Here is a 25,906-nt window from a genome sequence, read left to right on the forward strand (position 1 = left end):
CATTTTTTTATTATTGCAATTAAGTTAATAATCAGGGGAGAATAGTGAGTTATTGTAAATAGTGTGAATGGTATAAATAAGCGTTACTACTTAAAAAATAAGCAGATATACATAATGTACATCTGCTTAAATCATGGTTTAAACATAAAATTTTTATTTAAAATAATAAGACACATTAACGGAGGGTAAATAAAATCAGGCTAATTTTTCAATAAATTTGATATCTAATAATTCAATTTTATCTTTTAGGTTTTCAACAAACGCTTTCATATGTGCCGTTTCATTGTGTTTATCGATAGCGCTCTGGTTTTCCCATATTTCAAAGAAAATAAAGGTTCTTGGTTGAGTGGTATCCTTATGAAGTTCATACTGGATACATCCTTCATCTTTATGGCTTGGTTTTATCATTGCTTTGCAAGCAGATAACACTTCATTTTCATGATTTTCTTTTGACACAATTGTGGCAATTAATCTGACATTATTCATATGAAATCCTATATTCCAACATAAGTGTAAATGACAAATAAATAACAACCTGAAATTACTCTAGCATAATTTTTTATTTCATTATTTACATTTAGGCAAAAATAAGTTGCTGATATTGTTATTATCATAATGATTATTATTTTTATTAAAAAGCAATTCAATAATATAAACACCACAATCATTATTGCCATTAAAGCAATAGTCTATTGTTTTTTTCATTATTTATTGCATTTTTTTACTTCATTACACTAGCACCCTATTAAATTTCAAATTTATTATTCACCTTATTAGGATGCGCTATGAAAACCTTTCTCCCTTTATTAGCTCTGGCTACTGGGGCATTTGCAATAGGAGCCTCTGAATTTACACCAATGGGATTACTACCTAATATTGCTTCAGGGCTAGATATCTCGATCACAACAGCAGGTGGCCTCATTACAGGTTATGCTGTCGGTGTTATGGTTGGCGCTCCTATTATGACATTGGGCTTAGGTCGATTAACAAAACGACATGCTTTAATTTTCCTATTATTGCTCTTTATTGCAGGCAATTTATTCGCCTCACAATCTGATAGCTATTGGGGATTAATGGTTGCAAGGCTAATAACGAGTCTTAATCATGGTGCTTTTTTTGGTATTGGATCAGTAGTAGCCGCAAGTCTTGTTGAAAAACATAAACAAGCTGCTGCCGTTGCCGCTATGTTTATGGGATTAACTCTTTCAAACTTGATCGGTGTTCCTTTTATTACTTGGATTGGTCAAGTTTATGGCTGGCGTTTAGCCTTTGTCCTTATTTCTGGATTAGGTGTTGTGACACTGATGGGTTTATTAATGCTGCTCCCTGCGATCCCTAAAGGAAACAAGCCTAATATCAAGTATGAATTAAAAGTACTCACTCGTTTACCTGTTGTGTTAGCACTACTGACTACCGTATTTGGCGCCTCTGCTCTTTTTGCTCTTTATACATACATCGCCCCTTTCCTTATTAATATTGTTCATATCAGCGAAAGCGATGTCGCAATGCTACTTGTTGTGATTGGATTAGGATTTACCGTAGGTAATTACTTAGGGGGTAAGTTATCGGCAAAAGGAATTGATAGAACATTAGTGATGTTTTTTATATTACTGATTTTATCAATGATCCTTTTACCCTTAGTTTCAAATCATTTGTTCTTAACGATTATCACTCTTTTTATTTGGAGTGTGGCGAGCTTCGCCCTTGTTCCACCACTGCAAATAAAAACAATGCAGATAGCCCATGATGCGCCGGGTTTAGTTTCATCAGTAAATATCGGTGCATTTAATTTAGGCAACGCTATTGGAGCCGTTATTGGCGGAGTTGCTTTAAAATACAGTTACAACATTGTCCCTTTAAGTGCGGCCTTAGTTGGGATCATTGGTTTATTACTGGTTTTTGCTCAATATAAAGTGAAAAGAGAACCACAAAGAAGCTTGGCTTAGTCTTTAACGCCCTATTCATACTCACTAAAAAATGAACCTAGTTCACACTTTGGTTCTTTTTTTTCATGTGTAACAACGTCGACAATAAAATGTAAACAATTTTACCAATATCAGACAAACTGTTTGTTTTTGCCAACTTATTTCAACGTTTATGGATGGCGTTAAATGTTAAATCCTAAAACATCGCTAACATAATCGCTGATTTCCATTATCAAAACAGAGCTATTTAATGATGAAAATAATCTTTTCACTATTAATACTCCCATAATAATCTCAGGATAATGTCACTTATTGTGAGATAAGCTTATAGAGCTAAAACAGGCAGCAACACATTTACACACTAAAGAAAATATTCCGTTAGAGATTATTACGTAGCTGAATCGAAAATAATTATCTGTAAACTCACTTTTCAATCACCTTTTTTACTTTGAATATTTGTATGACAATTATCTAGATGAAATTAATATTTCACCTAAAAATGAGACTATTACTTCAAAAATATTTCATATCTTATCTTTGTTCTATAACAGTCAACTTAAACACTTTTAAAAAGGTAAGAAATCCCCTTAAATAAATATTTTCCTATTATTAAATAGAATTTATTTCACGTTTTCTTATTTATAAAGAATAAAAAAAATAGACTTTTTACTTTTATCAATACGATCAAGATCACTTCAATCATATCTTTAATTGAGGAACATTAGGAAGAACCATTCTCATTTATTATTTACTTTTCTTATCATGGTTCCATTATCCCACTGATTTGTATTACAATTAAATCTAGTTTGAAAGCGAGTAATTGTGCGCCTCTGGATACAAAAAGAAGTTAATCATTGATGAGAAAATCATATTAAAGTCCATTTAAACAGTTAATATAATATATATTAATTTTGTATAATTAAAATTATTATATTAAGAATAAATAAAAACAAATCAATGATAACAATTTATTTTCACACTAGATAAAAATAGATATAAATTAGAAATAAAAAAAATAAATATATTTTAATAAATGAAAAACACGTAAAGAATAGGCAAGAAATAAAAAAAACAAAATAAAGAAAACACTAAACATTAAAACAAGATAGAAAAAACAAAATAAAATATTAAAAATACAAAGTAAAATATTATCGATAATGAAAGAAAGTATTATAAAAATAAAAAAAACGATAATTTAAATTATTAAGACAACAAAATTTATAACAATAAAATATCGAAATAAAAAATTTTTAGTTTATTTGTTAATAAAATAGGTAAAAAAGCAATTCGTTAATTTAATTTATGTTTATTTTGGGAGTTGATGGTCTTTTTTTACCCTAAAAATGGCATTTTAGACTTCAATTTATCTTTTTATTACATAGCTAAAACCATCAATATCGTTCTTTTTTTCATCAAAAACCAATTTTGCAACAACATTAGCAATGCAATTACATTGATGAGTGTCAAAAAATACGACAATTAACAAGCAAATAATGAGAAAAAAGGAATTTTTTTATATTTGTCACACAATTGATTTTATTCTATTACATATCAATAAATATTCCCTACAATAGCCAACTAATCTAACCTGACAATTTCCTAAGTGATGATATCTTTCATTGTTTAGGTTAGTAACTATCTTTTTTTATTTATGATTTATCGTTTCAGCAAAGTAGAGCATTAATAAAACCTAGTACCCTACACAATTATATAATGACCAACTTATAGGTTTGCCAACGCAGTTATAAACGATAACAATTGCAAACTTAAGGATAAAAATAATCATGTCAGACTATCTATCATTCTTATTAGGCATTGTGCCTTTAGCGGTTTTGATTTTTATGATTTTAAAAATGAAATCAGCCGTTCACCATGCCGTGCTTGTATCTTTAGTGATAACTGTTGCACTTGCTATTTTCCATTGGAACAACACCATTCAATTTGCTTCAGTCTCTGTCCTTTATGGTGCAGTTAAAGGATTGTGGCCAATCATCATCGTTATTCTTGCTGCTATTTATAGCTATAACTTAATGCTAAAAACAGGTGGCATGGATGTCCTTAAAGATGTACTGGCTGGCATAAGTGATGATAAGCGAGTGCAAGTTCTGCTTATCTCATGGTGTTTTGGTGGCTTTCTTGAAGCTGTTGCGGGTTATGGTACTGCGGTTGCCATTCCTATCGGTATTTTAATTGCACTTGGATTTGATCCTTTTAAAGCAGCAGTTGCCTCTTTAGTTGCCAATACAGTTCCTACTGCTTTTGGTGCAGTCGGTATTCCAGTTTCAATTTTGGCGCAAAATACTGGGCTTGATGTATTAGTACTGAGTAAAACGATTATTATTCAGTTGGGATTATTTAATATCGTATTGCCTTTTGTCATCGTTGCCATTGCTGGTGGCGGAATTAAAGCGATTAAAGGTGTCGGATTTATTACCTTAATGTGTGGTATCAGTACACTGATCCCTCAATATATCGTTGCAGCTAATTTAGGTGCTGAATTACCAGCGTTTGCAGGTAGCTTAGTCAGCTTAATTGTGGTTATTTTCCTTGCTAAACGCATGAAAAATAGTGGTGATAAACAGAAAAATGTCAAAAAACATACTGGCAAAGAGTTGTTAGTAGCAAGTTCTATTTATCTGTTTACTTTTATCTTTATTTTAGCGTGTTCACCTTTATTCCCTACGCTCCAAAGCATGGCAAGTGCGATTTCCACAAAGATCCCATTTGTATTAAGTGAAACACAAACGGAATATCAAACCATTGCTTGGTTAAGTACACCGGGGGTATTAATTATTCTCGCCAGCTTTGTGGGGGGAACCATTCAAGGCGCAAGTGTTTCAACACTTATCTCTGTTCTGGTTAAAACGACTATCCAACTGAAAAACTCAATTATTGCCATCACAGCAATCGTAGCGATGGCAACTGTCATGGATTTCAGTGGCATGATTGGCAGTATCGCTGAAACCTTAGTCGATTTCACAGGTGCAGGATTTATCTTTATTGCCCCAGTGATCGGTGCGTTAGGAACGTTCGTAACAGGTAGTGACACCAACTCTAACGTACTGTTTGGTAAGTTACAAACCAGTGCAGCCGCTAAACTTAATATTGACCCATTCATTCTGGCCGCTGCCAATACCTCTGGTGCAACGGGCGGTAAAATGATTTCACCTCAAAGTATCGCCATTGCTGTTTCAGCGACAAAAATGGATGGCCAAAGCAGTGCCATTATGCGTGAAACCTTAAAATACTGTATTGCCTACATTGTTATTCTCGGGGCGAAGATCGGTATTATTTATCATCTAATGAACTAATTAATAAGGAGAAGTGAGCGTGTTTATTCCATTCACTTCTCCTCTTATAACGAAGCAATAAAAGAATTTTATCTTTAGTAAAAATAATAACATCTGAGCGATGTTTTGGAGTTCGATTAATGAAAGTTAATTTTTATGCGACCTGTCTTGGTGATGTGCTGAAAGCAGATTCAGCCCGAGACACCGTCTTGTTACTTGAAAAATTAGGCTGCGAAGTCTTATTTCAGGAACGCCAAGGTTGCTGTGGTCAGCCTGCGCTTAATAGCGGTTATGTTAATAACGCAAAACCCGCCATGAAATCGTTAATTGAAACATTGGAAGTGAACGACTATCCCATTATTTCACCCGCAGGCTCCTGTACTTATGCCATTAAAGGTTACCCAACTTATCTTGCTGATGAACCACAATGGGCATTACGGGCACAAGGTGTTGCCGATCGCCTTATTGATTTAACCAGCTTTATTGTTAACACCCTTGGTGTTGTCGATGTTGGGGCTCGTCTGCCAGGTAAAGCGGTTTATCACCCATCTTGCAGTTTAACCAGAAAATTAGGTGTCGTAAGTGAGCCTTTAACGCTGTTAAAACATGTTGAAGGTCTTGAAATGTTACCTTTTGCAAACTCAGAAACCTGCTGTGGCTTTGGGGGAACTTTCTCCGTGAAGATGTCTGAAATTTCAGGCGAAATGGTGACTGAAAAAGTCAAACATATTATGGATGTGAGTCCTGATTATGTCATTGGTGCCGATACAAGCTGCTTAATCAACATTCAAGGTCGTTTAAGTCGTGAAAAACGTCCTGTAAAAGTGTTGCATATTGCACAAGTTTTAATGAGCCAATAAGGGAGCCTGCTTATGTCTATCAAAACCAGTGATATAGATTTCAGACCTCGTCTAGAACATGAAATGAAAGACACAATCATGCGTAATGCGGTTGTTATGGCGCAAGAACGCATTGGGGCTAACCGTCAAATCATGGTGAAGGAGCTAGGTAATTGGGAAGAGTGGCGTGATCGCGCTGAACAAATCCGTAACCATGTTCTTGAAAACTTAGATGCTTATCTCTATCAATTATCCGAAAAAGTGACTGAAAACGGAGGCCATGTTTATTTTGCTAAAACAGCAGAAGATGCCTCTCGTTATATTTGTGAAGTTGCCAAAAAGAAAAATGCGAAGAAGATTGTAAAATCTAAATCGATGGTCACCGAAGAAATTGGGATGAATAAAGCCTTACAAAATGAAGGCATTGAAATCATCGAAACTGACCTTGGTGAATATATTCTTCAATTAGATAATGATCCACCGTCTCATATCGTGGTTCCAGCGATCCACAAAGATCGTTATCAAATTCGCAAAGTCTTAAATGAAAAACTCAATTATGAAGGCAGTGAAACGCCAGAAGATATGACGCTTTTCATTAGACAACGTATAAGACAAGATTTCCTTTCTGCTGATATTGGTATCACTGGCTGTAACTTTGCCGTGGCTGAAACAGGTACTGTCTGTTTAGTCACCAATGAAGGTAATGCAAGAATGACCACAACACTACCTAAAACCCATATAGCGGTTATGGGTATGGAACGTGTGGCTCCTACCTTTGAAGAAGTTGATCCGTTGATAACCATGTTATGTCGTAGTGCCGTTGGCTCACGTTTAACCAGTTATAACACTTGGGTGACAGGTCCACGTGAAGCAGGCAATGTTGATGGCCCTGAAGAGTTCCATTTAGTAATTGTCGATAATGGTCGTTCTGAAATTTTAGGCTCACAATTTAAAGATATTTTACGTTGTATTCGTTGTGGTGCTTGCCTAAATACATGCCCTGCTTATCGTAATATTGGTGGTCATGCTTATGGATCAATTTATCCTGGTCCAATTGGTGCGGTAATTTCACCATTATTAGGGGGTTATAAAGATTTCCACGATCTCCCTTATGCATGTTCGCTATGTAACGCTTGTAATGTAGTTTGCCCAGTCAAAATTCCTTTAGCACAACTGATTTTAAAACATCGCCGTGTGATGGCAGAAACAGGCCTTACACCAAAAGCAGAACGTCGAGTGACAGGTATGTTTAACTACCTCAATTCACACCCTGCCCTTTGGAAAGTGGGTATGAATGTCGGTGCAAAAATGGCGGGATTAATGATCAAAAATGGTTCTACACCAATCAAAATTAGTGTTCTTAATGATTGGATGGAATCACGTGATCTCCCTAAACCAGATGGTTATAGCTTCCGTAGTTGGTTTAAACGCCATAAAGCAGAAGGAAAAAAATAATATGTTAAACGAACAAAATCGTAATGAATTTCTGCAAACTATTGCTGAAAAATTAGGACGTCCTATTGCGCATAAGCCACAGCCGCAGCCTACACCAGTGAATGATTTGGCGAAAACACGCTTAACTAATTTAACTCAAGATGAACTGTGCAAAGAGTTTACGGACTTTGCACAGACTCAAATGGTGAAATGTGTTGTTAGCAAACCGAATGAAGTTATTAATAGCCTAATTGAGCTATGTGAAAGTTATGATTGTAAAGGCTCGGTGGTAATAAGTGGTGATGAGCGTTTAGATGCACTTGGCATCACAAAAGCGGTTAGCGAAAAATACGAAACTTATATTTGGGATCCTACACTTGAGCGTGAAAATATTGTTCATGCTGAACGCTCTCAAATCGGAATTGTTTTTGCTGAAGCGGGATTAACGGAATCTGGTGGAATTGTTTTATTTTCGTCTCCAGAGAAAGGACGTGCCGTGAGTTTATTACCTGAAACCTCAATTGTGATCCTACGTAAAAGCGATATTTTGCCTCGTGTGGCTCAAATTGCTGAGCGTTTACATAAGATGGCTCAAGAAGGTGTGAGAATGCCGTCTTGTATCAATTTAATTGGTGGTGCAAGTTCCACTGCTGACATTGAATTGATTAAAGTATGGGGGGTTCATGGCCCTGTTCATGCAGCTTATCTTATTATTGAAGATTGCTAATTCAAGATAAAATAACGTTAAAACGATAACAAAATAGCTAACAGTCAGAGTCGATCATCGACGCCTAAATCAAACCCAAAAGATAAGTTAATGGCTTTTGGGTTTTTCTCTATTATTTACCAATTAATTATTTAATAAAACTTTTGCTCTCCATTGATTTAATTTTATTTCACATGCGAGTAAAACATCTCCTGCCCCAGAACCGCCCATTAATAATGCGGATTGTCGTTGACATTCAGCGCTTCTAAATTGAATAAAATGCTGCTGAGAACTGGCTAATGCATCAATGGCACTTTTCGCTGCAACAGAATCAGTATCTTCAAGATCACTCTTACTTTTGTCATAAATGACATTCATTTGCTGTTCTGTCAGTTTTAACTCATCCAATAAACAAGCTTGCACAGCGGTTCTTGGCTCGTTTGCGGTCACTTCATAACATTTCGCTAAAGGATCGTATTTACCTTGTGCTGAAGAAAAAAAGCTCACTGTAAGTAAACTACAAGAGATCAGAAATAAACTTATCTTCACGCGAATTCCTTATAGATATTTATAATAAAATTTATGTTTAACATAATGTATAAAATAACTAATATCATATCTATTAGTGCGAATAACTTCATTTTAGGACATATCGCATCTTACTTGATAAATTTAAATTTCAATCGATTAATAATAAGAAAATATTATTTAACACAATATCAATAGATTGAAATTCAGCCAATAATTTTAAAAATAGCCATTTACTACTTTAACTTTGCATTGAATTGATAAAATAACAAACTTTCTTATATCGAAAAAAGTCTGCCATTTTAGTTTTCACTATTTTTTTCTTAGCATAGCAATAGAAAACCCTCTTTTTTTGCAGTAATCTCATACTATTCTTATTGGCAATTTTTACCTAAAAACGACCAGTGGTACCACTAATATGTTCTACAAATTTACCCCTATTATTCTTCTTATAATTTCCAACGTTTTTATGACATTTGCTTGGTATGGACATCTAAAATATGGCAATAAACCCCTTATTGTTGTCATTATTTTAAGCTGGTTGATTGCATTTGTTGAATACTGCTTTGCTGTACCCGCAAATCGCATTGGTCATAATTATTACAGTGCAGCAGAATTAAAAACCATACAAGAAGTGATCACATTAACTATTTTCGCTATTTTTTCTGTCACTTACTTGGGAGAAAATTTTACATTAAATCATTTTATTGGTTTTCTTTTAATTGGTGCAGGTGCTTTATTTATTTTTAAAGGCCCTTTTTAGAAAAACCGATTAGTAGATATCATTAGCTCATTTTTACAGCATGTTATCTACGCTTATTTTGTTATCGCCTTATCAAAACTGATAAGGCTTTTTTTATTCGAAATCTCATTTTCTGATTACTTTTAATACTATTTATAGTGTGGTTTTTACGGAGGATTAAATAACATCATCACTTACCATTAAGTTATATAGTCTACTCAGATTTTTTTTCCAAAATAATAGTCTGTTTTGTAATAAAAATATTCTATATATAGAAACATTTCTCTTGAAAAATATTTTTCATTCGGCGCATAATGATTGCTCTAAGAGAAGCATCGTTTCTCTGTCTTTTTTTGCCTCTCTTAAACTACCGCACCCTTAAAACGTGCGTTTTGTCACTTTAACGTCAGATAAAATGGTATCTGGTATGAGCAAACATTCTAACGATTTTATTTATATGCAGGATAATCCCTGTATGCATTGTGGTGCTTGTTGCGCCTATTTTAGAGTTTCGTTCTATTGGGCTGAAATGGTAAGTGGTGGCGGTGTGGTTCCAGATGAATTAACAGAACCATTAACGCCTTTTCTCTCTTGCATGAAAGGAACAAATTCTAAAAAACCACGCTGTGACAAACTGATTGGTGAAGTTGGAGAGTGTGTAAGCTGTTCTATCTACGAACAACGTCCTTCTCCTTGTCGTGAGTTTCAACAATCTTGGGTAAATGGCATTCCTAATGAAGCTTGTGATCGTGCGAGAGCGGCTTATGGTTTACCGCCATTAACTCATATCACCTTACCTCACAGCGCGTAAGACATCAGAGGGGTTAAGCCCCTCCTGATTATTTAGTAATACCCAACACGCTTTTTTATAAAAAATAAAATAACAGTGCAAAAAATTGTTATTAAATAATACGTTAGTTTGACTTTATTTTTAAATAACCTAGTATATAAGGTAATGAGTTAATAACGTGTGTTTAGCGAGGTTTTTTATTTAAAAATAGCGATATATTTGGAGGGTATTATGATCAGTAGCTCTTTTTTTATCCTTTTCCTTTCTTTTATCTGTTCTACTGCTGTCGTTAGCATGTTACTCGGTGGCTTAGAGGAATGATTATGAATATTTCTGATGAAAATATTCTTCCCCAGAAATAATGCCCATACTTTACATAAAATCAGTATGGGCATTATTTTACTTGTCGTTTAAATTCTAGATTTATTTTTCCTGTTATTATTTTTATTCTATTTTTTATAAAAAACCAGATACCCAAACTTTCCTCGTTTATCTATTTAGTAAGTAAAATGCCCCGTTATTTTCCATGAAAATAAGACATCCTCTGCGACTTGTCCAAACCCAATATTATGCATAACTAGATAGCGTTGGTTATCCCCGCTTTTCTTATTTACTACAATTCCAATATGAGGCCGCCCATTATCTAAACGCCAGCTAACAATATCGCCTGGCACATAATCTTCGGCATTTTTTGTAATCGGTTTTACTTTTCCTTTTCGTGTGAAAAAGACCTCTAAATTGGGAACTCTACGGTGATCAATATTCGTATCGGGTTTATTCAATCCCCACATTCGTTTACTTGGGTAAGCAGAAAAATTTGCTTTAATATCTTCATGTAATAATTTTTGTAAATCGATATCAATCCCACGATAACTACGAATAATCACATCACTACAGACTCCTTTATAAGCAGGCACGTCCCCCATTGGGTAGTCTATTTTACGATAATCAGAGTCGTAAAATACGGCTCTTGGTAAGTTAGCCGCATACTCCACCAGCTTTTTATTTTGTTCTGAAGTTAGCGCTTGTGCACTTGAAAAGGGAGTAATGAGTAAGAGTAAAACAGTAATTCCCATTATTTTCACTGTATGTTCTCCATGAAAAAGTTAAATCCATTATTTAAGAAAGAAATAACATTATCTGTTTATACTGATAAAGCACAGCATAAAAATATCAGGGAAGTCTTAATTCGTTTTTAGAGCCGTTTTTAGAGTAGAGATAAAAAAACCGAGCCACCTTTAGGGTAAGCTCGGCTGATAAATAAGGGAAAAAAATAAGAAAGAGAAAAAGTAAGAGAATACAGTTTAGTTCAACACAATATGACTTTTACGGCGTAAACTTGCAAACAGCATGTAAACTGCCGTCACTAATAACACCACAAAGAAGAAATTCATAATGCCGTTATTGGCTTGCGCCATAAACATTCCCGCCCCTAAAGGCCCAATAGCGGAGCCAATGCTATAACTTAATAGCATCACTTGTGTAATAGCGACAATGTAACTCGCGTTCACATGATCGCATGCCAATGTAATAGCGATAGGATAAAGTGCAAAAGAAGACATTCCCAATAGCGCTAGTGCAATAATAAGCACCATATAATCGCTAGAAAGATAAGTCAGTCCCATGGCAAAAACGCCCACTAAACACATCATCGCTAATAACAGTGTCTTGCTGATCATCACAGACAATTTGCTAATAATAGGCTGGATCACCATTCCGCCTAAAATAATTGCTGCCATCAACACACCTATTTGGTCTGTTGTAAATTGCCCTTGATTTAAAGCCAATGGCATCATGCCATAAATACTACCCATCACAACGCCAGATACCATACAGCCCACTAAAGCGGCTTTATTTAATCGGCTCATCTGCTTGAGTGATAAACTTTTATGAGAGTGCCCTTGTGGTTGCCCTTGTTTAAAAAGTAGAGGCGGTAATACGGCAATGAGTAATAAAACTAATATCGCCATAAACGGGATAGCGCCTTGCGTACCAATTGCACCAATCGCCAATTGTCCTAATGTTGTGCCGCCATAAAGCGAGGTCATATAAAAACCTAAGCGTTTAGCTCGCTCTTTAGGATTATCGCCAATTAATAACCATGACTCGACAACAACAAATATACCTGCAACCGCCATACCACCAATAAAACGGAAAACCATCCATGCTGATAAATAAGGCATTAAAGGCAACACACCGACAGTCACTGCCAACAATAATAAAAATACAACGAAAGAAAGACTGTGCCCTATTCTTGCAATAATAGGTTCTATCATGACTGAACCTATTAATAATCCAATAAAATAAATACTTGCTAACCAACTGGCATAGAGCGTATCCATTCCAAAACTGCTCATAGACAGTGGAATTAAACTCATTAAATAGCCTGACGCGATAGCAAATACCGTTAACCCAGCCACAGGTACTAATGTACTGTCGCCTTTGCGTACCAAAGTAGTGTTCTGTTTCACTACCCTCGTCTCCACAGTCAAAACGGTTGATGATGCGCTGTTTTCTCGATGCCTGATAGAGGCGGTTCTTTTATCTAGGAAAGATAAAAGAAACAAAGGTGAAAACAGTGGATGGCGTTCCTAAATTCAGGAGACGCGAATATAGCGTTTAAATGATGATAAATAAAATTATAAAATCTAATGTCAGAAAACAATTTTATTTATATCAATCATGATTATCGTCTTTTTCCACCAAAAAGAAATAGCGCTAATCTAATATTTATTTTTATTAAATGATAAGTATTTTTTATTAAGAAGACTATGAGTAAATACGTGCTAAATAAAATAAAAATAATAAACATTCATTACTATCCTATCGTTACTCGATAGGATAGCTAAAAATGAAGAGATACTTTTGTTTATTCCACACTTTTCTCTAAAGCAATTTTAATGGCATCAGGAATTGAACCACCGTGACCTTTGCCCTCAAACAGATAAAACTCACACTGTTTTCCCGCTTCCGATAAATATTGACATAACTGACGTTGCGTTAACCAGCTACTACGCTTTTGATAATTTTTCTGTTGTTCTTCACTTAATTGGCTTAAATCTGGTTTTTCTTCTTTTTCCCCCAAGGTTATTGCAATAGAAATATCATTAGGAATAGCTTGCCATTGCTCTTGTTTCACCCATTCGCCTTTTCCCCACCATAATGATGGGCTTGCTGCGATATAACGTTGAAATGTTTCTGGATGATTGAATAAAACATAGAGGGTAAACACGCCACCAAAGGAGTGACCAAACAAAGATTGCTGAGTGATCGAAACGTGTTCTTTAGCGAGTTGCTCTAACGCATAAGGCCTTACTTGCGTTAAGAAGAACTGATAAAAATTTTCTGCATTTCCACCTCGGCTAAATGCTTCTCCTTTTACACTCGGCGTGTAGTCATGCGTTCTCTCTGTAATAAAATAAGCTCTATCCCCCACATACCCCACACTGATAATCGCAGGCAACGGTTTGTTTTTCTGCTTTATGGCTTCGTTTATCATCAACGGAAACTGGGCATTTCCATCAACACTATAAATTAGCGTTGTCTTAGTGGTGTTTTTAGGAATAGCAAGAAAGAGGCGATATTGTTTTCCTTCATATGCCACTTCTTTATTTGTAATTTGATAATAAGAGTGAGCCTGAGACTCAATTTCAGGAACTTCTTGGTTAGGTCTAGCTTGAGCCACCGCAGATAACATAAGCATTCCACATAACATTAGTATTCGCATAAATCAGATACTCTGTCGGTAATTTAAAAAGTGAGCCATTAAGATGAAAATAATAGAGAGGCATAAAAAAATAAACCCCATACTTAACGGGGTTTATTTAAATTTAGGCTCGATTAGAAGCTATATTTAATATTTGCCCAATAACGACGACCTTCATCGACAACCCAGTTGCCACCTTTATCATTTACAGCAGGACCTGTTTCATCTGTAATATTTAATACTGCAAAATTAAACATCGTGTTTTTATTAAAGTTGTAGGTCATTCCTAAATCAAAGGTTGTGTACCCACTACGATAACGTGCCCCAGTGTAACCATTACGTTGTGCCGCCCAAACTTGCTTACCAGTATAAGCGGTATTGGCATAAAAACTGGTTGCTTCGTCAAACTGCCAATCAACTCGTGCATTGGCGCTGTGTTTTGGTGTTAAATCTAATGGATAGCCTTTTAAGGATTCACCTGATGCTAATTTTTCATCATCACTTTTACGTTCTGAATCGATATAAGTGTAGTTTGCATTGACATGCCAACTTTCTGTAATTGGGAAACCAACCGCGGTTTCAATCCCTTTAATATTCGCTTTACCGACATTATCGTATTGATACAGTTTTAAACCCGTAATTGGGTCTATTTCGCCTGTATCGTAGTTAGTTAGCTTATCTTTAAAATCAGTATTAAAGAACGTCACACTTGCAGTAACACCATCTCCATTATCATAGCCAATACCAATTTCTTGGCTAACAGACGTTTCAGGTTTTAAATCACGATTACCGTACATAATCGCGCGACCTTTCTCTGTTGAAGTGCCATATTCTGGGCTAATTTCACGTAAGCTTGGTGCTTTAAAGGCTTTAGCTACACCACCTTTTAAGGTGAATTCATCCGTTAAATGATAAACGGCGTACGCTCTTGGGCTCCAGTGATTACCGTAATATTCGTGATCATCAAGACGCACACCGCCAGTTAATGCGAGGTTGTCTGTTACGCTATATTCATCTTCAAGGAATAACGCTTTTTGATCTGCGGTAATGGTGGATTGTTTAATACCAGAGCCAGTGGATGATTCATCTTTTAAACGTGAATATTGATATTGACCACCAAAAGTCATCACGTTATCAGGCAAGAATGCAGTAAATTTCGCATCAAAAACAGTATTGGTAATTTCAGGGCGGCGATCTTCATAATACTTCTCGCGCTCTTTTGTCACCTTATCAATCATTTCTGTTTTGGTGATGCGTTTAGTCTGTTCTTGATAAACACTTAATTCTGAATGCAGAATATCAAACTGATTTTTATAGGTTAATGCCCAGTGATTACGGTCATTATTGGTTTCCAGCATTTTATTTTCATCCGCTTTTCCACCACGGATAGTAAATTCACTCATGGATTTACCTGGTGTCGTTGTACGTTGTAACGTATTGCGACCCGCTTCTAATAAAATGGTTTGATTATCAGTCGGTGTGAAAGCCAATTTTGCCGTAATATTTTTATTGTCATTACGACCTTGGCCATAAGTGATTTTATCTTCAGCACGTAAATAGCTACTGCCATAAAGCTGTAAGCCTAATTTATCTTCAATTAAAGGTCCTGAAAGATAAAAATCACCATTAATGGAATCGCCTGCATCACGGTTATGTTGCAATGTACCGCCAAGTGCAACAGAGCCATGCCACTCTTTTGTTACTGGTTTCGTGATGATATTGATAACACCACCCATTGCATCTGAACCATACAGAGATGACATTGGTCCACGAATAACTTCTATACGTTCAATCGCCTCTGCTGGTGGAATAAAACCACCTTCATAACCACCACTCCCATTAGGACGTGACTCACGGCTATTTTGGCGACGACCATCAACAAGAATAAGGGTGTAGTCACCCGGTAAACCACGCATGGTGATTTCTTGTTTATTAGCATTACCATTAATGCTAACACCTTCAACACCTTTTACGGCGTCGGCTAAATCATGAACGGGTTTTTTAGCGAGTTGTTCTTTGCTGATCACGGTGATACTTGCTGGTGCATCTGTAATTTGTTGAGCAAACCCTGATGCTGATACTACAAGTTTTTCTTCTTTGTTTTCTTGTGCATACAGCGGATAAGAGGCAGATAAAATACAGGCTGTTAAAACACCCATTTTAAAGTTCATAGCAGTTCCCTGAATTAATAACGGTTATGGTAATGAGAATGATTAATATTATCTTAATCAAATATTCATGAGAATGATTTTCTTTTCATATTTAGTGTTTTTTTTTAATCTGCATCAAAGCAAATTAGTGCTATTCCGATTAAGTACAGAAATAGCGGATCTTGAGCACAAAAAAAGCAGATGGCATAACCATCTGCTTTGTATCGTTTTGTAGGGTATTTTTAGATTTAGAAAATTAACAAATTACACTCTTGCTATTACCAGAATACGGCGTAAAGCACACACAAAATGACCATAATGGCGTAAGAAGCAATATTGAATCCGCTTTGTGTTTTAAAGGTTTTATCTGTTAATGCAATCGCCCCTACACTGTCATCAGTTTTAGTCGAGGTTAAACTCACTAAACCAATCACAACAGTAGTAAACATAAAGGTGTACATCATTTGATCAAGGAATGGCATACCTAATGGCATTAATTTTAGAAATAATGCAAACGGTATAGATAAAACCACACCAATGATTGCGCCTTTTGCATTCGTTTTTTTCCAGAACAAACCTAACAGGAATACCGCTAAAATTCCTGGGCTGACTAAGCCTGTATATTCTTGAATATATTGGAATGCCTGATCGATACCACCTAATAATGGTGCAATAAAGCAAGCAATAATTAAAGCAACAACTGCACTAATACGACCCACGTTCACTAAACGGGTTTCAGAAGCTTTTGGCCCAATATACTCTTTATAGATATCCATCGTGAAAATAGTCGCGATAGAGTTAAGCATAGATGCCAAAGATGAAACTATTGCAGCGGCAAGTGCAGCAAAAACAACACCTTTTGCACCTACTGGTAAGAACTGAGTTAACCAAGGATAAGCTTTATCTGCTTGTGATAACGTTGGAATATGCTGTTGTGCCATTGTACCTAAACCTGCCATTAATTCAGGGTTAGTCGTAATAACAAATGCAGCAATACCCGGCACAACCACAAGAACAGGCACTATCAGTTTTAAGAATGCAGCAAACACTAACCCTTTTTGTGCTTCATTAATGGATTTAGCTGCTAAAGCACGCTGAATAATGTATTGGTTAAAGCCCCAATAATAAAGGTTAGCCACCCATAAGCCACCAATCAGCACCGCGATACCCGGCAAGTTCATAAACTGCGGATTATCTTTTTCTAAGATCATTTTAAAGTGATCAGGTGCGGCTTGTGTCATTTTGCTCAAACCTTCCATAATCCCGCCATCTCCACCGATATAGCTGACTGCTAATACAGTGGTAAATAAGCCACCAAGGATAAGGAAAAATACTTGTACCACGTCTGTCCACGCAACAGCAGAGAGTCCGCCATAGAGTGAATAGACAACAGCAAATAATGCTAAACCAATAATGGCATACATCATTGGTACACCAAGGATGGTTTCTAATGCCAATGAACCTAAATATAGTACCGATGTTAAGTTAACAAAGATAAATAATGCCAGCCAGAATACGGCAAGAATGGTTTTTAAGTTACGGCTTTTAAAACGATTCTCGACAAATTCTGGAATGGTATAAATACCTTTTTCGATAAAAACAGGTAAAAAGTATTTAGCAACAATAATTAATGTCAGTGCAGCCATCCATTCATAAGAAGCGATAGCAAGACCAATGGAAAAACCAGAACCAGACATACCAATGAATTGTTCTGCTGAAATATTAGCAGCAATAAGCGAAGAACCAATTGCCCACCAAGGAAGGGTTTTACCTGCTAAGAAATAGTCCTTTGTTCCTTTTTTCTCACCATCCTTTGAACGAGAAACCCATAATCCTAGACTAATAATGATGACGACATAGAGGGCAAAAATTGCATAGTCTATTGTGCTTAACCCAACACCTTCTGTATGCATAATATTTTCCTTTCAGACCCATAGAGAGAATAGGATTTTAATGTAAACGTTTTCACAATCTTTTTCCGTTACTCTGTTCACAAATTTATCGCTTATGTTACGTAAATGGATCATAAAACAGGAAAACGAACAATTAGCATAACGAGCAAAGCAAAATTTAAGCTTAAAATACGATGATAGTTTTATTTTATAAATTTCAGATATTAAAATAATCGTTGAAAAAACCCTACAAATGATAACGATTACACAAATTAATTAAGTATGACCTCTTAATGTAAAAACCATTAAGAGGATCGATTAAATTAAAAAGCAAATGAGGTAATTAAGAGAGGTGACTAAGATTAAAAACGGAATTACGTTGAACTAATGTTGGCGAAAAAATACGTTGTTTTTGTTCAAGCACTTCACCTTTAGAAAGCCTGATAGCGAGTGTTGCGGCTTGTTCTGCCATCATTTGTACGGGATAACGCACCGTGGTTAAACGAGGGTGAATATAGCGTGCAATTAATACGTCATCAAAGCCAATAACTGAGATTTTTTCAGGCACAGGGATTTCATTTTCATCAAGAACAGATAAAGCCCCAGCGGCCATAAAATCGTTGTAAGTCACTACGGCTGTAAAATCGATAGATTTCGTTAGTAGATGCATCATTGCTTTTTCACCGCCTTCACCTTCAGGCTCACCATACTCAATATAGCTTTCTGGCAATGAGATATTATTAGCTTCTAAAGCAGCTTTATAACCAGCAAGACGCTGAGTTGTATCTTCAATATGATGGGTAGATGAAATATATGCGATTTTAGTATGACCTTGGCGAATAAGATGCTCTGTTGCCATCCATGCCCCTTTATAATTATCTAAAGCGACACAACGTTCGGCAATTTCAGGAATAAAACGGTTAATCAATACCATGCTTTTAACTTCTTGAGCATAAGCCAGCAACTCTTCATCAGAGAGTGCTTTTGAATGGATCACCAGACCATCACAGCGACTATTAATCAATAACTCGATAGATTGTCGCTCATCTTGAGCATCATGATAACCATTACAGACCAAGATGTGTTTCCCTGATTGTCTTGCAACGTTATCAACCGCTTTAACGAGTGTACCAAAAAAGGGATCAGAAACGTCATGCACTAAAACACCCAAAGTTTGCGTACTTTGGCTAACCAAAGCCCTTGCTGCTGCATTAGGTCGATAGCCTAGCTTTTGCATCGCAGCATTAACGGTTTCAATAGATGTCTGACTTGCTTTCGGCGAGTTATTAATGACTCTAGATACAGTCGCGACAGAAACACCCGCTTCTTTCGCTACATCTTTGATAGTCGCCATATCCACCCCTTATGGATCACCTTTATTCATGGTTAAGAAATAACGAACCGTTAATCTACAAACAAAGAAAAAAGAGAGTAATAGAATTTAAGTGGCTTGATTATCAGCGAAGAAGGGAAATTTAAAAAGTAAAAAGATCAAATAAATAGTGAAAAGGAAAGCGTTTACACTTTCCTTTTGTTGTTACGAATAAAACTTATAGATTGTTTGGCTATTCCACGCGGTATTTGCAGGTAAAATACCTTGGTTTTCATGCCATTCTGGATGATTAGGGCCATCTGGGAAATATTGTGTTTCTAATGCCAACCCTGAGTAATTGCCGTAATGACGACTCTTTCCTCTTGTTCCTACCAGAAAGTTACCTGTATAGAACTGCACAGAAGGCATGGTTGTAAAAACATCCATTTTAAGTTCGCCTTCAGGAGCAATCACCGTCGCAACAGGGGTTTTATCATCAATCGCTTTCTTATCTAAAATAAACGCATGATCGTAACCATTTGCGGCTTTTTGGCACTCATCTGCCATAAAATCAAGGCCAACACGCTTTAATTTACGAAAATCAAACCCTGTCCCTATGACGCTTGCAAACTCACCTGTAGGAATATTGCCTTTACCATTTTTTAAATAATGAGTCGCACAGATTTTTAAATCATGCTCAAGTGCAGTGCGCGCAGTATGTTCACCCGCAAGATTGAAATAAGCATGATTAGTTAAACTTAATGGTGTCGTTTTATCACTCATCGCCTGATAATCGATACACACTTCATTATTATCTGTCAGTGTATAGGTCACGCTTACTTTTACAGTACCGGGAAAACCTTGGTCACCATCATTTGAAATTAGTGAAAAAGTGACAGATTGAGAAGATTGCGCGGTGATCCCCCAGCGAAGATGGCTAAAGTTTTGCTTACCACCATGTAAGGTATTTTTACCTTCATTCGCGCTAATTTTATATTCTTGCCCCTCTAATACAAACTTTGCCCCGGCAATGCGATTAGCAAAACGCCCAACCGTTGCACCTAAATATGCGGTTTGTTGTTTATGGGCATTCATATCCGCCGAGCCTAATAACACATCTCGACGATATCCATTAACTGGTACAATACAGGTTAACCAAGTCGCACCAATATCCATTAAAGAGATAGACATACCAAAACGATTTTTAAGCACTACTATTTGCGCAGGTTTTCCATCTGATGCGGGTTGTGCTGTCATTTGTTCAGGTTCAAGAAAACGAAGCTCATTAGTCGCCATTATTTTGCCTCCGAATAGCCCGCTCCTTGGCTTGCAGAGCAGACATAGATAGTTTCTTTTAATCCCGTTTTAGCTTCGTATTGCGCCTTAACAGAGTCAATGACTTTATCAACTAAATCTGGTGTCACTAATGCTACGACACAACCGCCAAATCCACCACCAGTCATTCTTACACCACCACGATCACCAATCACCGATTTAACAATTTCAACCAATGAATCAACCTCCTTGACTGTAATTTCAAAATCATCACGCATTGAGTGATGTGATTGCATCATCAGTTGACTTAATGTTGTTAAATCCCCTTCACGCAAGGCGTCAGCCGCTTCTAATGTACGGCTATTTTCAGTAATAACATGGCGTGCCCGACGATAAACCACGTCGCTCATTAATGCTTTTTTTGCAAGTAGATCCTCTAATGTGGCATCTCTTAATGCAGTCACATTTAAAATCTGAGCGGCTTCTTCACACTGTTGGCGACGAGTATTGTACTCACTATCAACTAACCCACGCTTTTTATTAGTATTGATAATCATCACAACCATATTTTCGGGCATTGTCACTGCCGACGTTTCTAATGAACGACAATCAATTAATAGTGCATGATTCTCTTCACCACAAGCCGAAATAAGCTGATCCATAATGCCGCAGTTACAACCAACAAATTGGTTTTCTGCTTTTTGACCATTTAATGCAATCTCTTTTTGGCTAATAGGTAATTGATAAAGTGTTTTAAGCGTTTGACCAATGGCGACTTCTAACGCAGCAGAAGAACTTAACCCTGCGCCTTGAGGGACATTTCCGGATATCGCAATATCCATACCATGAAAAGAATAGTTATCTTGTTGTAGAAAATGAATAACACCCCGAACGTAGTTAGCCCACATTTTATTAGGTAAAAACTCAATGGTATTATCGAGGCTAAATTCATCAACTTCATTTTGGTAATCAACAGCAATGACACGAATAATATTATCTTCTCGTTTTGCTGCGGCAACGACCATTTGATAGTTAATTGCACAAGGTAAAACAAACCCATCATTATAATCAGTGTGTTCGCCAATAAGATTTACCCTACCAGGCGCTTGAATAAAATGTGTAGGTGCGTAACCAAAAATAGATGAAAATGAACGAGTCACATTATTAATAAGTGCCTGCATAATAAATCCTTAGCTTAAAATTAAGTAATATATTCTAAATCATTTGAGTTGCAGGTAGGCGGCAAGCAAAGATATCCCGATGAGCATACTCATATATATGATTCGGGTAGCTGAGCGTAGCCAACACCTCTGCAACTTGAAGGATGAGGAGTATAAAAAACCCACCACATCATTATGTAAATAATAAGATGCTTGATTTAATTTATTTCGTGCGCAAAAAGCAGATTAATTAAAATACCTTGCTATATTGCATGGTCATTAACGTTGCTCTTTATAATGAATGTCACTTACTTGACGTAAATTATTCGCGGCTTGTTCTGGCGTTAGATCTCTTTGCGATTCTGCCAGCATTTCATATCCCACCATAAATTTACGCACAGTGGCTGAACGTAATAATGGCGGATAATAAAGCGCATGTAATTGCCAATGATCGATATTTCTATCATCTTTAAAAGAAGGCGCAAAATGCCATCCCATTGAATAAGGGAAAGAACAGTGGAATAAATTATCATAACGACTTGTTAATTTTTTCATTGCAATAGCAAGATCATCTCGCTGAGCACTATTTAATTCACTCATTCTTCGAATATGCGCTTTAGGTAATAACATCGTTTCATAAGGCCAAGAAGCCCAATAAGGTACTACCGCCAGCCAATGCTCAGTTTCAACTACGGTACGACTTGCATCTTTACATTCAGCATCGACATAATCGATTAATAGATTGCGCCCGTATTTTTCAAAATAAGCTTTTAATTGCGCATCTTTTCGCGCTAATTCATTAGGTAAAAAATCACTCGCCCAAATTTGCCCATGAGGATGAGGTTGAGAACATCCCATCGTTTCGCCTTTATTCTCAAATACTTGAACCCAAAGATATTCTTTGCTGAGTTCTTCTATTTGATTATCCCAAGTATCAACGATTTTACGTAAGCTACTGACGGATAATTCAGGAATAGTTTTTCCATGATCAGGTGAGAAACAGACAACTCGACTAATTCCTCTTACTGCTTGAGTTTGAAATAAAGGATTTGATGAAGGCTCAATATGATATTCGTCTTGCAACAACGCAGAATGGTCATTATTAAAGACATATGTTCCTGTGTAATCTGGATTTTTATCGCCAGAGACACGGGTGTTATTTGGACACAAATAACAGTGAGGATCATAAGAGGGAAGTGTCGCAATCTGAGGCTTTTCATCTTTGCCATTCCAAGGTCGTTTCGCTCTATGTGGTGAAACTAAAATCCACTGGCCAGTTAACGGATTATAACGACGATGAGGATGTTCAACAGGATCAAAAATCAGTTTCGACATAGCCTTCTCTCTTATTTATTCAAGATTATCTGAATACTTTACGTCTTATTTCAGATAACCATTTGGGTTTTGTAACTGCCAACGCCAAGCATCCGCAGCCATATCATCAATTGAACGAATGGCTTTCCAGTGTAAATCTTTCTCTGCTTTTGCAGGGCTTGACCAACATTCTGCAATATCACCAGGACGACGAGCTTGTAATTGATAAGGAATAGGTTTACCGCTAGCTTTACGAAATGCTTCAATCATTTCAATCACGCTAGTACCGTTACCTGTTCCCAAATTATAAATATGTAAGCCCGCTTTTTTACCTAATGCATTTAATGCTGCGATATGACCATCTGCCAGATCCATAACATGGATATAATCACGAACACCGGTACCGTCTTTTGTTGGGTAATCATCGCCAAAAACAGCCACTTGTTCACGACGACCAATTGCCACTTGAGCAATATAAGGGGTTAAGTTATTTGGAATACCTTTAGGATCTTCCCCCATCGTACCTGATGGATGCGCCCCTACTGGGTTAAAATAACGCAACAAACTAATAGACCAACTTTCATCAGCAATAAATAAGTCAGATAAAATGCGCTCAACCATATATTTACTGGTGCCATAAGGGTTAGTCGTGCCCCCTACTGGCGAATCTTCAGTGATAGGAACCGCTTGCGGATCACCATAAACAGTTGCAGATGAGCTAAAAATAATGCTTTTTACGCCCGCATCACGCATACAACGTACGAGCACCAATGTGCCATTAACATTGTTGTCATAATATTCAATTGGCTTCTGGACGGATTCACCAACCGCTTTTAATCCCGCGAAATGAATAACAGACTGAATAGAATGCTTAGCAAAAATTGATGCTAATAGCTGCTCATCACGAATATCACCGTTATAAAACAGAGGGCGTTTACCTGTTAGGGCTTCAACACGATTAAGTACTTCTTCATTCGCATTGCTAAGATTATCGTAAATAATCGGTGTCATGCCTGCTTCAATCATTTGTACGCAAGTATGACTACCGATATATCCCATACCACCTGTCACTAATATTTCCACATTCACCTCTTTTGATTCAAAGGAAAAGCGCAAGACGGTTTCTGTTCACTGACACAGAGTTTAGCAAGATCAACAAAATCATTTCGTGATCAAACCGACATTTAGTGTAAACGTTTACACTCTTTTTGTGCGCTTTAAATTTTTATACAACATCCTAATTTAGAATTGTATTACAGTAATTCAATAGAATAAGTAACACTATATCTCGCCTTAACACTAAAAATAACACACATTAAAAGTAAACGATTACATCTCATTTAATGCGCTAATTATATGATAAAACTGACATTCAATGGGTTTTATCATACCTTATTAACTTCCTCGCTAATATGTTTAAGCGTAGTAAGAACACTCTCAATAATTCTACGAAAAGTGAGCCTACACTACATCTACTTGAGTAAATGCTATAAACATCTTATTAAATAGATATTCTAATGATTAAATAGATATTCTAATGATTAAATAGATATTCTAATGATTAAATAGATATTCTAATGATTAAATAGATATTCTAATGATTAAATAGATACTCTAAATAATTCAAGGCACAGCTAGGCGACAAGTAAATGAGTCGCTAGGAGCATACATTAGTATGTGACTAGTGCGAATGAACGCAGTCAACAACGCTGTGGTTTGAAGTATGACGAGTATTGAAGTATGTGACTAATGCGAGTGAACCAAGTCAACAACGCTGTGGTTTGAAGTATGACGAGTATATAAGGAAAATATAATGAAACCGATTGTCGTGCTATATCAAGATCTTCCTGAAAAACTGTACAAAAAATTAGCTAATTTTGCTGATATCAAACAATTTAAAACGCTCTCTTTAGACTCTAATGATTTTCGTTCAGCACTTGCCAATGCCTCTGGATTACTAGGTGCTGGTGGCAACATCGATGAAAATTTTATTAACCAAGCACCTCATTTAAAAGCCGTTTCAACGGTTTCTGTTGGCTATGACAATGTTGACGTTAATGCACTCACTAAACGTAATATTAAACTAATGCATACTCCAACCGTATTAACAGACACCGTCGCAGATACCATGATGGGATTAGTACTTGCCGTAGCAAGACGCATTCCTGAACTTGCTGATAATATTAAACAAGGCTTATGGATTAAAGGTATCACACCTGATTGGTATGGTACTGATGTTCATCATAAAACCATGGGTATTATTGGAATGGGGCGAATAGGAAAAGCTTTAGCACAGCGCGCACACTTTGGTTTTAATATGAATATTCTTTATCACTCACGTACAGAATATACAGAAGTAAATGATAAATTTACTGCAAAGCATTGCACTTTAGAGACCTTATTACAGCAATCTGATTTCGTCTGTATCACGTTACCATTAACACCAGAAACGCATCATTTAATGGGACAGAAACAATTTTCGATGATGAAACCTGACGCTTATTTAATTAATGCAGGGCGCGGAGCTGTGGTGGACGAATTGGCACTAATCCATGCATTAGAACAAAAAGAGATCGCAGGTGCTGGACTTGATGTTTTTGAAAAAGAACCTCTATCTTCATCTTCACCTTTATTAACGATGAAGAATGTCGTTGCTGTTCCACATATAGGCTCTGCAACAAAAGAGACTCGCTATGCGATGGCTGAATGTGCAGTAGATAATCTGATTGCGGCGCTAAGTGATCACGTAAAAGAAAACTGCGTCAATTTCTAAAATAGTAAATAGCGTTTTTTTAGATACAAAAAAAGGTAATGAAAATCTATCATTACCTTTTTTATTAGAT

Annotated in this window: 20 protein-coding genes; 8 read left to right on the forward strand and 12 right to left on the reverse strand. The window is 36.4% G+C overall.

The window, feature by feature from the left end:
* Nucleotides 1–195 precede the first annotated feature (195 nt).
* Nucleotides 196–486, reverse strand: a complete 291-nt coding sequence (locus JEP71_RS04690) for a putative quinol monooxygenase (RefSeq protein ID WP_198625836.1) — start codon at nucleotides 484–486, stop codon at nucleotides 196–198.
* A gap of 299 nt (nucleotides 487–785) precedes the next feature.
* Between JEP71_RS04690 and JEP71_RS04695 the strand changes: the two genes are divergently transcribed.
* The 5 genes from JEP71_RS04695 to JEP71_RS04715 all read left to right on the forward strand — a co-directional run bounded on the left by JEP71_RS04695 (nucleotide 786) and on the right by JEP71_RS04715 (nucleotide 8,215).
* The gene (locus JEP71_RS04695; protein WP_198625837.1) at nucleotides 786–1,946 is read left to right on the forward strand and encodes an MFS transporter; all 1,161 of its coding nucleotides are present in this window, start codon (nucleotides 786–788) and stop codon (nucleotides 1,944–1,946) included.
* 1,763 nt (nucleotides 1,947–3,709) lie between these two features.
* Entirely contained in the window at nucleotides 3,710–5,236 is a 1,527-nt protein-coding gene (locus tag JEP71_RS04700) for an L-lactate permease (protein ID WP_109371008.1), read from the forward strand.
* Nucleotides 5,237–5,355: 119 nt separating this feature from the next.
* Nucleotides 5,356–6,075, forward strand: a complete 720-nt coding sequence (locus tag JEP71_RS04705) for a (Fe-S)-binding protein (RefSeq protein WP_099659343.1) — start codon at nucleotides 5,356–5,358, stop codon at nucleotides 6,073–6,075.
* Nucleotides 6,076–6,087: 12 nt separating this feature from the next.
* A complete protein-coding gene (locus tag JEP71_RS04710) occupies nucleotides 6,088–7,509 on the forward strand; it encodes a LutB/LldF family L-lactate oxidation iron-sulfur protein (protein ID WP_198620775.1) in 1,422 nt (473 codons plus the stop codon).
* A 1-nt stretch (nucleotide 7,510) separates the two neighbouring features.
* The gene (locus JEP71_RS04715) at nucleotides 7,511–8,215 is read left to right on the forward strand and encodes a LutC/YkgG family protein (protein WP_198625838.1); all 705 of its coding nucleotides are present in this window, start codon (nucleotides 7,511–7,513) and stop codon (nucleotides 8,213–8,215) included.
* Nucleotides 8,216–8,338: 123 nt separating this feature from the next.
* Here the strand turns inward: JEP71_RS04715 and umoC are convergent, their stop codons facing one another.
* A complete protein-coding gene (gene umoC / locus JEP71_RS04720) occupies nucleotides 8,339–8,743 on the reverse strand; it encodes a lysozyme inhibitor LprI family protein (protein ID WP_100159051.1) in 405 nt (134 codons plus the stop codon).
* Between the two features lie 397 nt (nucleotides 8,744–9,140).
* On the opposite strand from umoC, the gene JEP71_RS04725 reads away from it, so the two are divergent.
* Entirely contained in the window at nucleotides 9,141–9,485 is a 345-nt protein-coding gene (locus JEP71_RS04725) for a DMT family protein (protein WP_075670926.1), read from the forward strand.
* Nucleotides 9,486–9,891: 406 nt separating this feature from the next.
* Nucleotides 9,892–10,275, forward strand: a complete 384-nt coding sequence (locus JEP71_RS04730; RefSeq protein ID WP_109371014.1) for a YkgJ family cysteine cluster protein — start codon at nucleotides 9,892–9,894, stop codon at nucleotides 10,273–10,275.
* A gap of 476 nt (nucleotides 10,276–10,751) precedes the next feature.
* Here JEP71_RS04730 and JEP71_RS04735 read toward each other — a convergent pair whose 3' ends face one another.
* The 10 genes from JEP71_RS04735 to galE all read right to left on the reverse strand — a co-directional run bounded on the left by JEP71_RS04735 (nucleotide 10,752) and on the right by galE (nucleotide 24,146).
* On the reverse strand, nucleotides 10,752–11,330 hold the full coding sequence (locus JEP71_RS04735; RefSeq protein WP_232797532.1) for a DUF1287 domain-containing protein: 579 nt from the start codon (nucleotides 11,328–11,330) through the stop codon (nucleotides 10,752–10,754).
* Nucleotides 11,331–11,558: 228 nt separating this feature from the next.
* Nucleotides 11,559–12,725: an MFS transporter gene (locus JEP71_RS04740; protein WP_109371020.1), complete on the reverse strand. Its 1,167-nt coding sequence runs from the start codon at nucleotides 12,723–12,725 to the stop codon at nucleotides 11,559–11,561.
* A 398-nt stretch (nucleotides 12,726–13,123) separates the two neighbouring features.
* The gene (locus JEP71_RS04745) at nucleotides 13,124–13,981 is read right to left on the reverse strand and encodes an alpha/beta hydrolase (RefSeq protein WP_232797514.1); all 858 of its coding nucleotides are present in this window, start codon (nucleotides 13,979–13,981) and stop codon (nucleotides 13,124–13,126) included.
* 113 nt (nucleotides 13,982–14,094) lie between these two features.
* Nucleotides 14,095–16,131 carry an IreA family TonB-dependent siderophore receptor gene (locus tag JEP71_RS04750; protein ID WP_198620778.1) on the reverse strand — a complete coding sequence of 679 codons (2,037 nt, stop codon included), beginning with the start codon at nucleotides 16,129–16,131 and terminating at the stop codon, nucleotides 14,095–14,097.
* Between the two features lie 257 nt (nucleotides 16,132–16,388).
* On the reverse strand, nucleotides 16,389–18,023 hold the full coding sequence (locus JEP71_RS04755) for a sodium/sugar symporter (protein WP_198625840.1): 1,635 nt from the start codon (nucleotides 18,021–18,023) through the stop codon (nucleotides 16,389–16,391).
* A 322-nt stretch (nucleotides 18,024–18,345) separates the two neighbouring features.
* The gene (locus tag JEP71_RS04760; protein WP_109371028.1) at nucleotides 18,346–19,356 is read right to left on the reverse strand and encodes a substrate-binding domain-containing protein; all 1,011 of its coding nucleotides are present in this window, start codon (nucleotides 19,354–19,356) and stop codon (nucleotides 18,346–18,348) included.
* A 183-nt stretch (nucleotides 19,357–19,539) separates the two neighbouring features.
* Nucleotides 19,540–20,610, reverse strand: a complete 1,071-nt coding sequence (gene galM, locus JEP71_RS04765) for a galactose-1-epimerase (RefSeq protein WP_198620781.1) — start codon at nucleotides 20,608–20,610, stop codon at nucleotides 19,540–19,542.
* Nucleotides 20,610–21,770, reverse strand: a complete 1,161-nt coding sequence (gene galK / locus JEP71_RS04770; protein ID WP_198620782.1) for a galactokinase — start codon at nucleotides 21,768–21,770, stop codon at nucleotides 20,610–20,612. The genes galM and galK overlap by 1 nt, the downstream gene beginning before the upstream one ends.
* Before the next feature lie 258 nt (nucleotides 21,771–22,028).
* Nucleotides 22,029–23,084, reverse strand: coding sequence for a UDP-glucose--hexose-1-phosphate uridylyltransferase (locus JEP71_RS04775; RefSeq protein WP_198620783.1), 1,056 nt, complete (start codon nucleotides 23,082–23,084; stop codon nucleotides 22,029–22,031).
* Nucleotides 23,085–23,129: 45 nt separating this feature from the next.
* Nucleotides 23,130–24,146, reverse strand: coding sequence for a UDP-glucose 4-epimerase GalE (gene galE / locus JEP71_RS04780; protein WP_198620784.1), 1,017 nt, complete (start codon nucleotides 24,144–24,146; stop codon nucleotides 23,130–23,132).
* Nucleotides 24,147–24,876: 730 nt separating this feature from the next.
* On the opposite strand from galE, the gene ghrB reads away from it, so the two are divergent.
* Entirely contained in the window at nucleotides 24,877–25,836 is a 960-nt protein-coding gene (ghrB, locus tag JEP71_RS04785; RefSeq protein WP_198625841.1) for a glyoxylate/hydroxypyruvate reductase GhrB, read from the forward strand.
* Nucleotides 25,837–25,906: the final 70 nt, after the last annotated feature.

The sequence above is a fragment of the Proteus sp. PR00224 genome (genome assembly GCF_016238105.1).
Taxonomy (GTDB): Bacteria; Pseudomonadota; Gammaproteobacteria; order Enterobacterales; family Enterobacteriaceae; genus Proteus.

Coding starts and splice junctions, on each gene's coding strand:
- JEP71_RS04690 (WP_198625836.1), bottom strand. CDS start 486: ATGAATAATGTCAGATTAATTGCCACAATTGTGTCAAAAGAAAATCAT.
- JEP71_RS04695 (WP_198625837.1), top strand. CDS start 786: ATGAAAACCTTTCTCCCTTTATTAGCTCTGGCTACTGGGGCATTTGCA.
- JEP71_RS04700 (WP_109371008.1), top strand. CDS start 3,710: ATGTCAGACTATCTATCATTCTTATTAGGCATTGTGCCTTTAGCGGTT.
- JEP71_RS04705 (WP_099659343.1), top strand. CDS start 5,356: ATGAAAGTTAATTTTTATGCGACCTGTCTTGGTGATGTGCTGAAAGCA.
- JEP71_RS04710 (WP_198620775.1), top strand. CDS start 6,088: ATGTCTATCAAAACCAGTGATATAGATTTCAGACCTCGTCTAGAACAT.
- JEP71_RS04715 (WP_198625838.1), top strand. CDS start 7,511: ATGTTAAACGAACAAAATCGTAATGAATTTCTGCAAACTATTGCTGAA.
- JEP71_RS04725 (WP_075670926.1), top strand. CDS start 9,141: ATGTTCTACAAATTTACCCCTATTATTCTTCTTATAATTTCCAACGTT.
- JEP71_RS04730 (WP_109371014.1), top strand. CDS start 9,892: ATGAGCAAACATTCTAACGATTTTATTTATATGCAGGATAATCCCTGT.
- JEP71_RS04735 (WP_232797532.1), bottom strand. CDS start 11,330: ATGGGAATTACTGTTTTACTCTTACTCATTACTCCCTTTTCAAGTGCA.
- JEP71_RS04745 (WP_232797514.1), bottom strand. CDS start 13,981: ATGCGAATACTAATGTTATGTGGAATGCTTATGTTATCTGCGGTGGCT.
- JEP71_RS04750 (WP_198620778.1), bottom strand. CDS start 16,131: ATGAACTTTAAAATGGGTGTTTTAACAGCCTGTATTTTATCTGCCTCT.
- JEP71_RS04755 (WP_198625840.1), bottom strand. CDS start 18,023: ATGCATACAGAAGGTGTTGGGTTAAGCACAATAGACTATGCAATTTTT.
- JEP71_RS04760 (WP_109371028.1), bottom strand. CDS start 19,356: ATGGCGACTATCAAAGATGTAGCGAAAGAAGCGGGTGTTTCTGTCGCG.
- galM (WP_198620781.1), bottom strand. CDS start 20,610: ATGGCGACTAATGAGCTTCGTTTTCTTGAACCTGAACAAATGACAGCA.
- galK (WP_198620782.1), bottom strand. CDS start 21,770: ATGCAGGCACTTATTAATAATGTGACTCGTTCATTTTCATCTATTTTT.
- JEP71_RS04775 (WP_198620783.1), bottom strand. CDS start 23,084: ATGTCGAAACTGATTTTTGATCCTGTTGAACATCCTCATCGTCGTTAT.
- ghrB (WP_198625841.1), top strand. CDS start 24,877: ATGAAACCGATTGTCGTGCTATATCAAGATCTTCCTGAAAAACTGTAC.